The 17306-nt window shown below is 35.6% G+C and carries 5 protein-coding genes; 3 read left to right on the forward strand and 2 right to left on the reverse strand.

Going from position 1 to position 17306, the window contains the following annotated elements; translation table 11 throughout:
• Together IJE64_RS10240 and IJE64_RS10245 are read left to right on the forward strand one after the other, a co-directional pair.
• A partial coding sequence (locus tag IJE64_RS10240) for a transposase (protein ID WP_292785502.1) occupies positions 1-1224 on the forward strand: 1224 nt, incomplete at its 5' end.
• Positions 1225-1394: 170 nt separating this feature from the next.
• The gene (locus IJE64_RS10245) at positions 1395-5033 is read left to right on the forward strand and encodes an S-layer family protein (RefSeq protein WP_292785504.1); all 3639 of its coding nucleotides are present in this window, start codon (positions 1395-1397) and stop codon (positions 5031-5033) included.
• Positions 5034-5096: 63 nt separating this feature from the next.
• On the opposite strand, the gene IJE64_RS10250 is transcribed toward IJE64_RS10245, so the two are convergent.
• Together IJE64_RS10250 and IJE64_RS10255 are read right to left on the reverse strand one after the other, a co-directional pair.
• A complete protein-coding gene (locus IJE64_RS10250; protein ID WP_292785506.1) occupies positions 5097-5699 on the reverse strand; it encodes a TetR/AcrR family transcriptional regulator in 603 nt (200 codons plus the stop codon).
• 30 nt (positions 5700-5729) lie between these two features.
• Positions 5730-6362, reverse strand: a complete 633-nt coding sequence (locus IJE64_RS10255) for a TetR/AcrR family transcriptional regulator (protein ID WP_342765005.1) — start codon at positions 6360-6362, stop codon at positions 5730-5732.
• A gap of 225 nt (positions 6363-6587) precedes the next feature.
• Between IJE64_RS10255 and IJE64_RS10260 the strand changes: the two genes are divergently transcribed.
• A partial coding sequence (locus IJE64_RS10260) for a right-handed parallel beta-helix repeat-containing protein (protein ID WP_292785508.1) occupies positions 6588-17306 on the forward strand: 10719 nt, incomplete at its 3' end.

The following is a 17306-nucleotide window of genomic DNA, read 5'->3' on the forward strand; positions in this document are numbered from 1 at the left end:
AATAAGAATTTGAAGATTAGGATTTATCCATCTAAGGCGGATAAAAACGATAAAGGAGATAAAATCGTTAGTATGGCTAAGATTGACTCTAATATGGCTCATGTCCGTTTTGTTTGGAATAAATTATTAGAATTCGTTAACTATTTCACAAATCTATTAACACAAAACGGCTACCAAAAACATTTTAAAATCTATCAAAATGAATTTAACATGCTTTTAAATTGGCTAAAAGAAGAAAACAATTTTCTTAAAAAATCTGAGTCATCTAGTCTACAGCAGATTTATAAAGACCTCATTATTGCTTTTAAGAGATTTTTCCAGTATGATTTGAAATCGGGTTATCCAAGATTTAAATCACGAAAAAATCCCAGGGATTCATTTAGAATAATGAACAATAACAATAATATTCGAATTCAAAAGGACAAGTACGGATTTGATAAATTAAACTTGGCCAAACATGGACTAGTCAAATTCAAAACCAGCAAAAAATATAAAGAGTATTTACGACGTGGAAGTGACCCTAATGACCCAACAGTCAAAATAAAACATGCAACAATTAAAAAAGAACATGATCACTATTATGCAATCGTTAACATCGAATGCATATGCATTCCAGTTGAAAAAAACACTCTCTCTGAGAAAATTGGAATTGATATCGGATGTGGAAAACTAGCAGTTCTTTCCAACAAACAAGAGATAACCAATCTTGATTTAAGCAAAGAAACTACTAAAATTATCCACTACCAAAAAACAATGAGTTACAGCAAAAAAGACTCTATCAGATACCATGAAGCGCATCGACTATACAGAAAATGGATGACCAAACTAATAAACAAAAGAGATGACTACTATGACAAAATGACAATACAAATCGTTAAAAACAGTAGTCTTGTTGTTGTTCAAAATGAAAACATCATAGCATGGAAACACAACAAACATTTAAGTCGAAAACTACAGATTAATGCTCCACGAATATTCATGGACAAATTAGAGTATAAATGCAACTGGAATGACACAACTTTCATAAAAGTTCCCCAGGATTTTCCATCCACACAAATCTGCAGCCAATGTGGCACAAAAAACCCAAAAATAAGTGGAATCGGACAATTAGATATAAGAAATTGGAAATGTCCAGATTGTGGATATGTTCATGATAGGGACTTGAATGCCAGTATAAACATCCTTAACAAGGGTTTAGAAATCGTCGGGACGACGGTGCAGTAAAATTTCCTAAAAAACATAATGTATGTTTTTTTTAGGTTTGCGAATCCCCGCCTTCTCAAAAGGTGGGGAGGTTCAATAATCATTTCAAAATATTGTAAATTAAATAGTAACTTTTTTTTAAACGTAAATAACATAATATAAGTTATATTATCATTAAGGAGAAATGGTTCATGAAGAGAGTTAAAATATTGATTGTCTTAATCTTTTTATTCATATCGATTAGTGCTGTTTCAGCTGAAGGAAACTTCACAGCACTTCAAGATGATATTGATTCAAGTACAGATGGCATGGACATAAATCAAGATTATGTTTATGATAATTCGAGTGATTATAAATTGAATAGTGGAATTTTAATAAATAAAAGCGATTTTACAATTAATGGTAATGGCCATACCATTGACGGATCCAATCAGGCCAGAATTTTTGATATTAGTGGAAATAACATTACAATTTCCAATCTTATTTTTATCAATGGAAATATAGATGGAAATCTGGGTGGGGCATTACATTCTTCCGGATTAATTACTTTAAACAATGTGACTTTTAAAAACAACAATGCAAATTGTGGTGGAGCAATATCTGCATCTGGTCAATGTATAATAAACAATGCAATATTTACCAATAACACGGCTCCTGAAGATGGAGGAGCAATAATGGCATGGGATAAACTCACGGTAAACCACGCAACCTTCACAGACAACATTGCATCAACATCCGGCGGGGCAATATATGTAATGGGAGAAACCACCATAAACAACACGGTATTTGCCAGCAACCAAGCGGACTTCGGTGGAGCAATAAACACATGGACCACTACCATAATAGATAACACAACATTTAAATATAACAGAGGAGAATATGGTGGAGCAGTATACGGGGCAGGAAAAAGCACAATAAACAATGCAATATTTGCCAGCAATACTGCCTCTGAAGATGGAGGGGCAATAAGTTCAAGAGACGAAACCTCAATAAACAATGTAGTGTTTAGCAATAACACTGCACCCCGCGGAGGAGCAATATTTACAAATGGAAATTCAAACCAAATAAATTGTACATTTGAAAATAACTCTGCAAAAAATGGAGGGGCAGTTTATTTTAACAAGGGAATCAAAAATAACCAGATTAACAGTATATTTAATGGAAACAGTGCTACAAGAGCAGGTGGAGCAATATATATAAAGGAAACTGCAATCAATAATACAATTGCATCAGAATTTAACAACAATATTGCAAAAGAAGCAAGCGGAGGAGGAATATTCTTCTACAAAACCGCAGAAAACAATAAAATTGAAAGCATTTTCACAAACAACATAGCCGCTTATGGGGCAGGAATGTTTTTTTATAGTGAATCAAACAACAACACGTTCAAAAGCGATTTCAAAAACAATACTGCAAGATCCTGTGCCGGAGCAATATTCTTTTATGGCAAAACAGACTACAATACATTCAAAGGCAAGTACATAAATAATTCAGCCAACGGTTTGATAGATGTAAATAACGGTAACGGCGGTGCGATAACCTTCAAAAACACTTCAAAAAACAGTGAATTCGACTGCGATTTCATCAACAACACCGCAAGACTATTTGGCGGAGCAGTGAATTATAGGACAACCCCATACAACATAACATTCAAAGGCAATTTCATCGCCAACAGTGCAGATACCGGAGGAGGACTTAGTTTCTTCAATGAATTTGAAAACGTAAGCTTCAACTGTAACTTTATTGCCAACAATGCAACGAAAGGTGGGGGAATGGCCATCAATAAAGAAAACAATATGAACACTATTTCAAACCAGATGCCTGCTGTAGCGAACTGTAATTTCACAAACAACAATGCAACGGAAGGTGGAGCAATCTATTTTAAAGATAATGGAATAGTAAAAGACTGTAATTTCGCACATAATCATGCAGAAAGCGGAGGAGCTATTGTAGCTTTGGAATTGTACTGTGAAAATTCAAATTTCGAGAATAATACAGCCACAAGTGGTGGAGCAGTATATGCTGCAGGAAAAAGCACAATAAACAATGCAATATTTACCAGCAATACTGCCTCTAAAGAGGGTGGTGCAATTTACTGGTACGGAGATAATGGAACAGTAAACAACTGTGACTTTGCCAACAACAAAGCAACACAAAGAGGTGGTGCAATTTACTGGTATGGAGTTAATGGAACAGTAAACAACTCCAATTTCACAAACAACGCAGTAGCAAAATATAGTGGCAGTGCAATCCAATGGGACGTCCATGCTGTTAATGGAACAATAAATAACTGTAATTTCACCAACAATTCAGGAGCGCAAAAGGGCGGTGCAATCTACTGGTATGGAGTTAATGGAACAATAAGCAACTCCAATTTCATAAACAATGCTGCAATTTATGGCGGCGCAATCTATTGGGAGGATAATGCTTTTTATGGTACTGTAAATAATTGCAATTTCATTAGCAATGCTGGAAACGACGGCGGTGCAATCTACTGGTATGGGGCTAATGGAGGAATGAACAACTGTAACTTCACCAACAACGCAGGAGACAATGGCGGTGCAATCAACTGGCAAAGAACCTATGGGATGGTAAGTAAATCCAACTTCATAAACAACACAGCAGACAATGGCGGTGCAATCTACTGGGAAGGATCAAACGGAACAGAAAACAGCTGTAATTTCACCAGTAACTCAGCAGACAATGGCGGTGCTGTCTACTGGTACGGATATAATGGAACAATAATCAGATCTAACTTCGCCGACAACAAAGCAACACAAAATGGTGGTGCAATCGCCATTGCCGGTGACGCAGCCAAAATCGATAATGCTAAATTGATTAACAGCACTGCTGCAGAATCCGGTGGTGCGATTTATGTTGGGGCTAAGGATAGTGTTATTTCAAATTCTGAATTGTCAGCCAACAGTGCTTCCGACGGCACTGACAATGTTGCGATTGGAGTGGGCGCTGAAGGTTTCCTAATAGATAATGTAACAACAGACAAGGGCAATGTCATATCTTTTGTAACTGAAATCAATGCTACCAGTGCGGGGGATGTTTACCAGGGCGGTGATCCTGTTGTCATCAACGTCAAAACCAATGCCAAGGAGGGCAATGTATCCATAACGTTAAAAGGCAAAACTTACAATGGCGCTGTTAATGATGGTGCTGCAACTATCAGCATTCCTGATTTGGCTGCCGGAACCTATGATGTTGCTGTTGGTTATCATGATGCTTCCGGCAATTATGGTGATGCCAGTGACAATGTAACTTTCACTGTTAAAGAAAGTCAAGCAAAAATCATTAACAAGGATATCAAGAAGGATTATAACAGCAACTATATGTATAAGATTAGAATCATTGGTGTTGATGGCAAACCTGTTAGCGGAGAAAAAATCAAGATTTCCATAAACGGCAAGGTTAAAACTTATAGAACTGACTCTAATGGTTATATCACTATCAAACTCGATAAAACCTATACTCCGAGTAAATACACTGTCAAACTTTCATATAAAGGTGTGGCCAGTAAACATGTAATCACTGTTAAGCAGATTCTTAAGAGTAAGAATGTTGTCAATATTAAAAAGAATGCCAAGAAAGCAGTCATTAAAGCTGAACTTAAATCCAGTAACGGTAAAGCGATTAAAGGCAAGAAAATAACATTCAAGGTTAACGGCAAAACTTACAGTGCAAAAACCAATAAGAAAGGCATTGCTGAGATTACTCTTAAAAATAATGTGATTAAGAAACTCAAGGCCGGTAAAACTTATACGGTTAAAGTCACTTACTTGAAGGACACAATCAAAACCAAGCTGAAAGTTAAAAAATAAGGGAGATATTTTTCTCTCTTTTTTTTAAGAAAATGTCTTAATGCATTTTTTTCCGAATTGTATTCATTGGTATTCAATGGCTTGCCAGGCTATATCAAAGTTTTTCTCAAGAATGGCTTCCGTATTATCATTGGCGAAAGTTAACCAAAAACTTTGAATTCCCATATACATAGTAAGCAATGATTCGACAATGTTTTTAGTTGGGAAGTCTTTTCTGATTTCATTTTGCTTTTTGCCGTCTTCGACAAGGCCAGTTAAAAATATTCTAATATCTTCTCCCGTTTGTGCAATTATGCTGTAAACCTCATCTTCGGCATAGCCTGTTGCGGTTAAAAGAAATATTACACTTCTATAATTGATTTTTTCATTGATGCTTTCAATTTCCACGCCGTTTATGAAGTGATGTAAAATATAAAGCAATGTGTCATGGATTTTCTTTCTTGAAGGGCCTTCAAGGTTGATTTCATCAAAATCGATTTTAATATAATTTATTATATATTTTTGCAAAATTGCTTCAAATATGGCGCTTTTATCTGGAAAATGGTAATATATGCCTCCGGTTGTCAATTCTGTAGAATTTCGAATTTCACTGATTGAAATATCAATTGTGCCTTTATCCAATATTAATTTCAGTGTTTTTTCAAGAATTAAGTCTTTAGTGTTCATCTAACCACAGTATGTTTTTTAGTTAATTAATTATTCTCTGAATTTTATCTTTTCCCATTCCAAATCGAAATTATCTTCAAAGGCTTGAATCATATCATCAATCCAATATATTTCCCATTTATATTGAATTCCCAGATACCTGATAATTAATGCCTCTACAATGTCTTCGGTTGATAAGTCCTGCCGGATTTCGCTGTTTTTTTGACCTTCCTCAACAATTTCTGCAAAAAAGTCTTCAAATTCTTTTAGGATTCCTTGGCAAAACTCTATGGAATTTTCATAACTATATCCGTTTGGGGTTAAAATCATCAATATGGCCCTGTAGTCTATTTCATCTTCAATAGTTTCAATCTCGATTCCGCTTTGCTTTTGCTTAAAGATTTCAACCATGACATCGTGGATTTTCTCTTTTGCATTTCCTTTTATTTGGGTGAGTTTGTCCATATCGAATTTGATATAGTTTATAAGGTATCTTTCAATAATTTCATCATATATCTGTTCCTTGCTTGAAAAATAGTAGTATATTCCACCGGTAGCAATACCAGTTGCATCACTGATTTCCCTAACTGAAACGAGGGAGTTTTGCTTTTCAATCATTAATTTTAAAGTCTTTTCTAAAATTAACTCCTTGGTGTCCATACATTTACTATATTTATATTTCATTATTATTAAATGATATAGAGAACGAATGTTCTGTTTGTGAAAAATAAGAACAAACGTTCTGTTATATTGGAAAATAATAACTGATTTTGTAGTTTTTGCCCATTAAACATCATAATCTTTATAAAACAATTAAAGAAAAAATATTAATAAGAAAAATATTGGACATCTCAATCAATATTATTTCTAATATTTTCTTTAATTGCATATACGATGAGGTATTTTAAAATGAAGAAAAAAACGATAGGGATATTGCTGATAATGTCTCTTGTGATGATTATGTGTATCGGTGCAATTTCTGCGGCCGATACAAATGATACGTTGCAGGCACAAATCAGCGATACGGATACTGCAACGGAAGCCGTTGCTTTAGAAGATAATGTCACTTCGCTTGAAAGTGAAGCGGGCAGTGATGTTGAAATTAATGCAAATGATAATTCGGATGAAATATCCGATGGGAAAGTAAAGGCAGGTGCTTCTTCTAATGCAGGTGAAGAGGTGCTTTCCGCTTCAGATGATGATTTGCTTGGAGAAAACCCAAACTTTTATTATGCGGGCAAATGGTACGGAGATTTGGATGATGCCGTTGATGATGCCTGCGATAATAATGGGGGAACAATATATCTTAAAGCAAGAGCATGGGGTTACGATTCAGCTGAACGGGAAATTACAATTAGTGATGGAGTATGGTTAACATTCCAGCCTTATAATTCAGGTGATGAAGTTATTTTTGACGGCCAAAAGAATACATATTGGTTTTTTAAGATAGACGATAAAGATGCACATATCACTTTCAATGACATAACCTTTAGAAATGGAGGGGACGGATCTTTAGCTAGTGATGGTGGTGCTATTAGGATCATACATGGATCTGTGACCTTTAACAACTGTATATTTGATAACAATGAAGCCGGTAAGAACATTGCTGGAGGTTTTGGTTGGGGAGGAGCAATCTTTCTTGATGAATCCGATGCTTCACTCATAGCTAATAATTGCCGGTTCACAAACAATAAAGCAGACAATGGAGGTGGAGCAGTCTGTGCTGAAGATGATGCTTCAGCTACCTTTAATAACTGTTATTTTGAGGGCAATACTGCTCCAGATGGAAACAATGTTCTTGATAAAGATGGCGGATCTCATACTTTTAACAATTGTCGTTTTATAGGAAGCGGGTCCCTTGATATTGTAGTGGATGCTCCTGCTAAAACAGTTCATATAACTCCTGATGTTAACGATGATGTGAATTATGCTGTTTTATATAAAGGTGGTAATTATTATGATAGAAAACCATGTAATGATGGAGATACCGCAACTTTCTCTAATCTGGAGAGAGGAACCTATACAGTTTACATGATGAAAAATTGGGAAGCAAAATATGAGTATTCAGGAAATGCTTTTTCTATTATGGAACCTAATTTTGTTTTGGATGGTGATAAGGTATTTGAAACTTTAAGTGCTGCTGTAAATGCTATTCCTAACGGTGGAACTGGTGAAATTACTGTCGAAGGTGGAATTTACACAGGTTCTGCTAATTTTAACGTGCAGATTATAAATAAACGGGTAACAATTTGTCCTAAAGATACTAATAATCCTGTAACTTTTTCAGGCAGTTCTCAAAGTTATCTGTTCGATGTGGGTTCTAATGCCCAACTCACTATGGAAGATATAACTATAACAGGCAAGTTTTCAGATATAGCATTAAAATTCCTTACTAATCAGGTGTGTACCATTTCAGATTGTGAATTTAAAAATATTAAAAATACCAATAATCAACCTGAACGTCCAATTTTTGCGCAAAATTCAAATCTGGTACTGAGTGGCGATACTTTCGAATCATCTAGTAGGATAGTCTTTGGAAATACTGTTGTAAAAATAGATGATTGTACTTTCACTTCTAATGTTGGTATTAATGGGGGAGCTATCTATGCTGATTCTTCTTCAGATGTAACAATTACCAACTCAAAATTTACCGATAATGAGGGCACAGGTAGCGGTGGAGCCATATATGCTAACAAACTTAAGATTCATGATACTACATTTATGGGAAATTCGGCCAATAGGGGTGGGGCTATTTATATAGCCAGCGGCTCTAACGATCTTGTAAATATAACTAACTGTGTTTTTGATTACAATTATGCAACTAACGGTTACAGAAACATATATTCCGAATCAACCACAAGGAAAATTAATTTGCAGTTCAATGAATATGATTTGAATTTAAAAATAGATGAAAAAGATGGATCATATGGAATGGATTATATTCTTGATGGCGTTTTCGATTGGGGATCTAATTTAGATAATAATTATACTGTTTTAGCAGGAATTAGAGATGATGAAAATCTGTTTGGAGACTTGCTCACCATTAAAGATAATCAATTTAAAATAAGTATGGGAGTATTGTCCGGAGGAACACACGAATTCGCCATGGAAGGAATGTATACTCAAGGAGACAGTAATGACCATTTCTATTTGCGCTATTATTATTCTGATTTATATGGAAACGAATTCTATTTAAATAAGGCAGCATATGCAAAAATAGTGATTGAAAAAGCAAAAATAATATTAACTCTTGATGTAAAGGATGTTTTAATACCTGAAACACCTGTTTTAAATGTTCGTGCTAATTGGGATAACAATTACACTATTATAATCGGAAATAAAAATTATCAGCTTGAAGTTGTAAACGGTAAAGCCAGCATGCCACTGACCGGCCTTGATTTGGGCAATTATACAGTGGTTGGTATGCGCGATGGTGATGTAAATTATTATATGGTTATGAATTTCACCACATTTTCAATAAGCAAAACCTACAGCAACTTCCTTGTCCTAAGCACAAATGTGGAATATGATACTTTAAAAGAGGCTGTAGCCAATTCCAATAATGAGGATTCTATTTTTATTAAAAACGGCACATATAAAGAAACAGGAATAGTGATATCCGATAAGACTCTGGATATCATTGCATTGGAGGGTGCGGTCTTTGATGCTCAGGGCGGTGACGCCAATTTCATAACAGTCAACAAAAATGCTGGAGTCTATATATGTGGCATAACATTCAGGGGACTTCACAACAGGAATACCAATTATGGAGCTATAGTTAATCACGGAGACCTTTCCCTGGATTCATGTAATTTTACAGACAATAAGATTACAAAAACATCCTTTGCCCAAAATGGTGGAGCCGCTATATTTAGTGACGGTGAGTCCTTGGATATTGACAATTGTAATTTCATAAATAATGTCGCTCCTTTAAAGGTAAGTACTGCAGCGGTCACATCAGTGGGTTATGAGGACGTTTCAATTGCATCTTCCAATTTCATAAATAACTCTGCACGTGAAGGAGGAGCATTGCACTTCAAAAACATATCTCAATTTGAGTCAGCAGTAAGTTCATGTGAATTTGAACAGAATACTGCTGTTAAAGGGTCTGCAATATATGTGGGCAACAACTCCAGATATCTGTCTGTCACCTTATCCAGTTTCAAGAAAAACGACATCAAAAATAGTTTGGGAGAAAATGCGCAACTTGAAGGTGGGGTAATATATGTTAATGCCAACACCAGTGAGGTAATCTTTGATGTTTCCCTATCCAATTTTGAAGACAACTCCAACCGTCAGGTTGATGGTGGAGTCATATGTCTCGATGGAATTTCAAGAGCCAACATTGAAAGCTCTATCTTCAGCAACAATAATGGTAAGCTGGGTTCTGTAATTTTAATCAAAAACCCTCAAGACAAAAAGTTGTTCTTATCTATAGATAGCAGTGGCTTCATAGATAACCATGCAACAAATGGTGCCATTGCAACCTCTCCTAAAGTTACAACATTCATTGACGAGTGTCTTTTTGCAAATAACACTGGAGAAAACAGGCATATTTACAGCAATGGATTTACCATAGTTCATGATTCCATTTTTGAGGTTAGGGATGCAAAATTGAATGCATTGTCTGTTCAATATGGCGAAAGCTCAACAATCAACGGTACAGTGGATATCGGTACCAATATCTATGCGACAGCCAATTTGACAATCGCTAATGAAAACACCTTTGTGGAAATCAAAAACAATACATTCTCCTATAAAACAGGTATATTGGACCGTGGCAAATATTCTGCTACTTTAAACGGTGTTGTAGATGCCAATGGCAATACATATCTGATGGAAAGCATTACCGAGATTTTCAGAGTTAACGCTGCTGGCTTTGACTTGAATGTTTCCGTTGACAATATCACATATGGTGAAACCCTAACAGTCGTTGAAAATCTACCTCAGACTGTTACAGGCACAGTGGATTACCAACTGAATGGAAGGTATTACACTAAAGAGGAAATCGAGTCATTGATATTGGATGCAGGAAAATACACACTTGTAGCTATCTATAATCATGAGGATTACTCATTCGCCTCATCCACTGTTAATTTTGAGGTATATAAGGCCAATCCTACCATAACTGTAGATGATGTGGAAGTAGAATATGGCGACAACATTATTCTAAAAATAGAATCAAATGTTCCGTCAATATATACAATAGAAATTGAAGATTACAAAACTGCTGTATTCGTTAATGGTAGTAGGTCTGTTAAAATAGAAAAGACATTTGAACCTGGTGATTACACAGTTAAAGTCACTTCACAGGAACGTGTAAACTACAAATCAAATTCCACTGAGGCCAATCTGAAAGTCAATGTAAATTCTCATGCATTGATGTTAAGTGTCTCTGATAAAACTGCCCATCCGGATGAGTCTCTAATCAAGGTTTCAGCTCTGGATAATGCTGCGGGAGATATCACATACACTGTTTCAGATTCAAATAAAAACATTGTTTACACCATGACCCAATCCTGCAGTGAGGATTTAACAATTTCAGGTTTGGACGCTGGAACCTATGAAATTAAAGCCGTACTTGAACGGAATGGCAGACCATTAATGACTTCAAATAATTTGAAATTGAATCTAAACAATGAAAATATTCGCATTTCTCCAGATGATAACAAACTGGGTGAGGACTATGGCGAAGGAAAATTCATTTTCCAATACGACGAGGATTCAGACTATGAATATTATGACACTCTGGAAGAAGCAATAGATGAGGTTGTAACATGGGGTGCAGGTATCATTACAGTTAGAGGAGGAATCTATTCCGGAGATGGATTCCGTGACATTGTGCTGGAAGGAGAACTTGAATTAACAATCAAGGCTTTTGAAGGCGAAGAGGTTATCTTTGACTGTGGAAATGAAGGTTACTTCCTACATTTAACATATGAAACTGAAGTGTATCCGATTGAAACACCTCCATTTATTGAAACAGAGCAGACTGAAGGTCCTACAGTTACACTTGATAAAATTACAGTAATTAGGGGTTCTGCCATTAATGGTGGAGCTATTGATTTAGATGCAGGTACTTTAATCTTGGCCAATTGTACTTTCAGCAATAACAATGCTGCATGTGGCGGAGCCATATATATAGGTTCAAGTTCTGCAGAGAATGAAGCTACTGTCATGGTATATAACACTACATTTACAAACAATACTGCAAGTGAAGGTGGAGCAATATATATTGAGGGTGGCCTTTTACAAGACGTATCAGCAACATTCTACCTTTGTACATTTTTAGATAACTACCAGGGAGAAGAAGGAAACTATACTCTGAATTACTTTGGAGGTGCTGATGTTAATGAAATAACCAAACAATATTGTATCTTCAATGGTGTTGGTGAAATATACAGTGTTGTCATAGATAAAATCAACCAGACAGTCACTGTTAACGGTACCTCTCCTGATGTATTCGATTCAGTGGTTTTACTGTACTTTGACCAAGCGCCTTTATACTCAATTTACAATAACGGGTCCCGTGATTTTTACGTCACTTTTGAGGATGTAATCGGCGGAAACTATACTCTTGGTGTAATGAACGACCATGACTTCAATACATATATCTTTGAAAATAAATTTGAGATGAAAGTGCCAAACTTCATCATATCCGAAGATGAAGTATATGAAAACTTAACTGATGCTATTGATGCCGTTGCAGAAAATGGCATTATCTATGCAAATGCAAATTACTATACTGAAGACAACATGGAGATTGTTATCAACAAATCTTTCACCCTTAAGAATTTCAGAGACCGTGATGTTGTTTTCGACGGATGCGGTGAAAAATGGTTCTTCACAATAGCTGAAGGAAAAACTGTTGTATTTGACGGCATATACTTTACTGACGGCGGAGTAAAAGGTCATGCTTCCATTGAAAATTACGGTACTTTAATAATCAATAACTGTTCATTCGAAAGTTTTGAAACAGGTGAAATCATATACAATTCAGGTTTATTAAACATATTGAACACTACATTTTCAATGAATTCTGTTAATGATGCCCTTGTTTGGAACGATAAGGATTTATTCATCGATACAGTTGAATTTTCATACAATATAGTCAATACAAGTTCTGTAGTATACACCAATGGAGTTGCAGAAATCATCTCTTCCAATTTCACAGATAACTTTAATCTTGGAAACGGTGGTGCAATCAATAACGCCAAATCATTATCCGTTAAAGACACAGTTTTCAATGAAAATGAAGGTTTAGATGGTGGAGCTATTTACAGTACTGGAATACTTGAAGTCTTAAACTGTACTTTTGAAGATAACACTGCAAACGGATATGGTGGAGCAATCTACAATGGGGGTGAAGCAAATATCTTCAATTCAACATTCACCGGAGCATCCAGCGAAAAAGACGGTGGTGCCATTTATAACAATGATAAACTGGCCGTGGATAATTCCACATTCGTTGGAGATACCGCAACTGGTAATGGTGGAGCAATTTACAACAACAAATCTTCAGTAATTACAAAATCTCTATTCGGAATCAACTTTGCTGAAGAATGTGCAAACATTTACAATGCAGGAGATATTCAATTCAGCGATAACATATTTGATTTCTATGATGTAATATTAATAGTGCCGGATGGCGAATACGGCATTCCTACAACAATTACAGGTACACTTAACCCTGAATTCAACATGGACATTCAAGTATTATTGCCTGGATTTGTTAACAATAAGGATGCTTCTGTCATCATTTCAGACGGCGTATTTGAATATGTTACAGACATTTTGCCAAGAGGCACTTATGATGTCATATTGGATGAAGTCATTTATGACGGCTACGGCAACATCTATTATGGTGAAGCAATAACTGACAGGCTTATAATACATAAGGCGAACGTCTACATCAATCTGACTGTAGATGATGTTGTTATACGCGGTGAGACTGGTTCACCTGTTTTAAAGATCAGCGCAAGTAAAGACGGATTAGTCAATATTCTTTTCAATAACAAGTTTTCAAATGTCACTATTACTGGAGGTCAGGCTACAGTAACACTGGATGCTGTCGGTGAAGGAAAATACAGTGTATTGGTTGTCCGTGAAGGTGATGAAAACTATAACGATGCGGCAAACCAAACCACATTCAAAGTCAGCAAATATGAAGGCAACTTCATTGTCAACAGTACAGGCAATCAATTTGAAACATTACGTGAAGCCCTTGCAGATACTTCAAATGATGATGTCATTTATGTAATGGAAGGAACCTATTCCAGTGCTGACAATTTAGGTTTGACTATTTCAAATAAGAAATTAACTATAATTTCACTTGGAGATGTTGTTTTTGATGCAAATTCAACTGATTTAAGGTTTTTGACTGTTGATAAAACTGCTGATGTTACACTATGTGATGTTGTACTCATTGGATTTAATGCTAAAAATAAGGAGGAAGTCATTCTCAATAAGGGTAATTTTACTTTTGATGGCTGTACCATTACCAAATATAATTGGGTTAGTGATGCAGGGGGTTCAAGGTTTATTGATAGTGAAGGAAATTTAAATATTATTGACTCCGAATTTTATGACAATGTAATTTACACTTTGATTCATGCTACTGATGGTGAGGTTATCATTAATGGATCAGAATTTGAGAACAATACAATCAAATCAGGATTCATTAGTTTACACTCACTGAATTCAGCAAAAATTATATCAAATGTATTTGCTGAAAACATAATATCCGAACAAGATTTCCTTTTTGTTTCACGTTCTAAAGATGTTTTCATCAATTCTGAGTTTTACAATAACCAATGTGACTATCTTATTTTAGCATATTCCAACACCAACATGCTTGTTAATAATTCCATATTCATAGGTAATACTGTGAAAAAAATACTCCGCACAAATGCCAATGATCAAAGTATTATTTCAGAGAGTGTATTCACAAATAATACTGCTGAAAATGTTGTTTTAAGCAGTGACAAAAAGCTATCAGTTCTTGAATCCACATTTTCAGACAACACACTTTCAGACAACGGTGCATTAAACATTGCATCAGGAAATGCAATTGTCAACGGCAGTATCTTTTCAAACAATAAGGCAAACAATTACAGAAACATCTATAGTGCTTCCAGTAATGTGAACATTACCAATTCAGTATTTGATGCTCTAAACGTTGATTATACTGTTTATGATATTGACTATGGTCAAACTGAAACAATTGAGGGTAGCATTGATATCGGTACAAACCTCAAATTCGCTGTTAATCTAGACATTAACAACAAAATCTATTCAGTCAACGTAACAAACAATGGCTTCACCTTCAATTCCGGTGTTCTTAACGGTGGAGACTATAATGTGGTATTAAATCCTAAAGATAATAATTCAAACACTTTTGTATTTGATAAAATAACCAAAATATTCACTGTCAAGCGTGTAGATCCTGGATTAAGCATTTCAATAGCAGACATTACTGAAGGGGAAAAATTAAAAGTTAATATGACAATCAGCAAAAATATCACTGCTCGTGTTGTCTATGAACTGAACGGTAATACATATAATAAGAATCAACTGGAAAATCTCACATTGAAAGCGGGTAATTATTTGATTACCGCAATGTATAGGGGAGATAAAAACTACCTTGCAGCTACTGATATGGTTAATGTGAAAGTTCACAAAATCGCTCCAAACATAACCGTCAGCGATGCTGTAGTTAACTACACTGATGAGATTAAAATAAATGTGACTGTCGATGTTGCCGATTATTACACTGTATTTATAGGCAATGAATCAGTTTCATTATATGTTAAGGATAACGCAACATTCACATTCCCAAGTGAAGAATTCAAACCGGGCAGCTATGAAATCATCGCTTATGTATTTGAAAGTGACGATTATGCTGAAGCATATGGCTATGCCAATTTAACAGTTAATAAAGCTGCTACTGGAGTTTTCAATTTATCCGATGATTTAATTGATTATGGCGAAAATGCAACCATTAGCGTAGAAGTTCCGGTCAATGCATATGGAAACATTGCATACAAGGTATATGATGAGAATATGGAACTGGTTTATAATATAACCCAATCCTGTCTGGATGAACTTGTTGTTCCTAATTTGCGTGCAGGAAGATATACTGTCACAGGTGCTTTTGAAGGCGATTCCTACTACACTAATGACTCCACAGTCAATTCAGGTGTAATATATGTCAATCCGGTTATAGCCATTATAGTATCTGATATAACCTATGGTGAAAATGTCACTGTCACTATTGAGACTGATATTGACGGCGAATATCTTGTTTATGTAGGAAATGAATCAAACGTGGTTACTGTTAAAGACGGTGTTGGAAACGTAACAGTTTCTGATTTGACTGTTGGAAGCTATGTTGTTAATGTCACTGCTGTTGACGGCAATTATTCCGCATTCAATGAAACAGTATTCGATGTAGCTCTTAAATCCATTTCCGCTATTGTCTCTGTTGGAAATATCATCTATGGTGAAGAAGCTATTGTCACTGTTTACGGTGAAGTTGATGGCGAATACATTGTAGAGATATATAATCAAAATTACACTGTAAATGTTGCTGACGGTAAAGGAAATACCACTATTTCCGATTTGGTTGTTGGTGAAGATATTTTAGCTTCAGTATCCATTGCCGACGGTAACTATAGTGCATACAATACTACAACATTCAATGTGGTTCCTAAACAGATACCTGTAATCATTTCAGTTGGAGATACTCAGTATGGTGAAGATGCACTTGTTACTGTCCAAGCTGATGTTGATGGGGATTACACTGTAAATATTAGAGATGTAAACTATACCGTATCTGTAGATGGAGGAAAAGGAGTTAAACTTATTCATAATTTAGATGTTGGTGAAGATATTTTGGCTTCAGTATCTATTGCCGACGGTAACTATAGTGCATATAACACTACAACATTTAACGTGATTCTTAAGAAAAACACTACAATCGATGCCGTTGCTAAAGTTAATGGAAACAAGGTAACAGTAACTGTTACTGTTGATGAGAATGCTACTGGTTATATTGGCTTAACACAAGCAGGCTTAACTATGTTTGTTGCTTTGGAAAATGGAGTGGCAACTTACACTGATACTGTGCCTGCTGGAAGTTACAATGTTGAAGTGACATACACTGGCGATTATTACTTCAATGAAAACAGCACCAGAGTGTTATTCACAGTTGTTGAATTTACTAAAGACAACACTCCTATCAGTATTGATGTTTCTACTGTTGAAAATAATGTTACTTACACTGTTAATGTGAATCATGATGCTTCTGGTATTGTTAGGTTTGAGGTTTCCGGTGCTGCGGAGTATGTTGTTTATGCTGATGTTTTAGATGGTGTTGCTGTGATGGGAGATGTTCTTGAGGCTGGTGATTACACTGTTGTTGCCACTTATATGGGAGATAATAGGTTTAATACCAACGTCACTTTAGAAAACTTCACTGTCAAGGGCCATGTTAAAAAGGATACTCCTATAAGTGCTTCTGCTAGTGTTAACGGAAACAAGGTTACAATTACTGTTACTGTTGATGAGAATGCTACTGGTTTTATTGGCTTAACAGAATCCGGTTCAACTTTCTATGTTGCTTTGGTA

The sequence above is a fragment of the Methanobrevibacter sp. genome, from assembly GCF_017409525.1.
Taxonomy (GTDB): domain Archaea; phylum Methanobacteriota; class Methanobacteria; order Methanobacteriales; family Methanobacteriaceae; genus Methanocatella.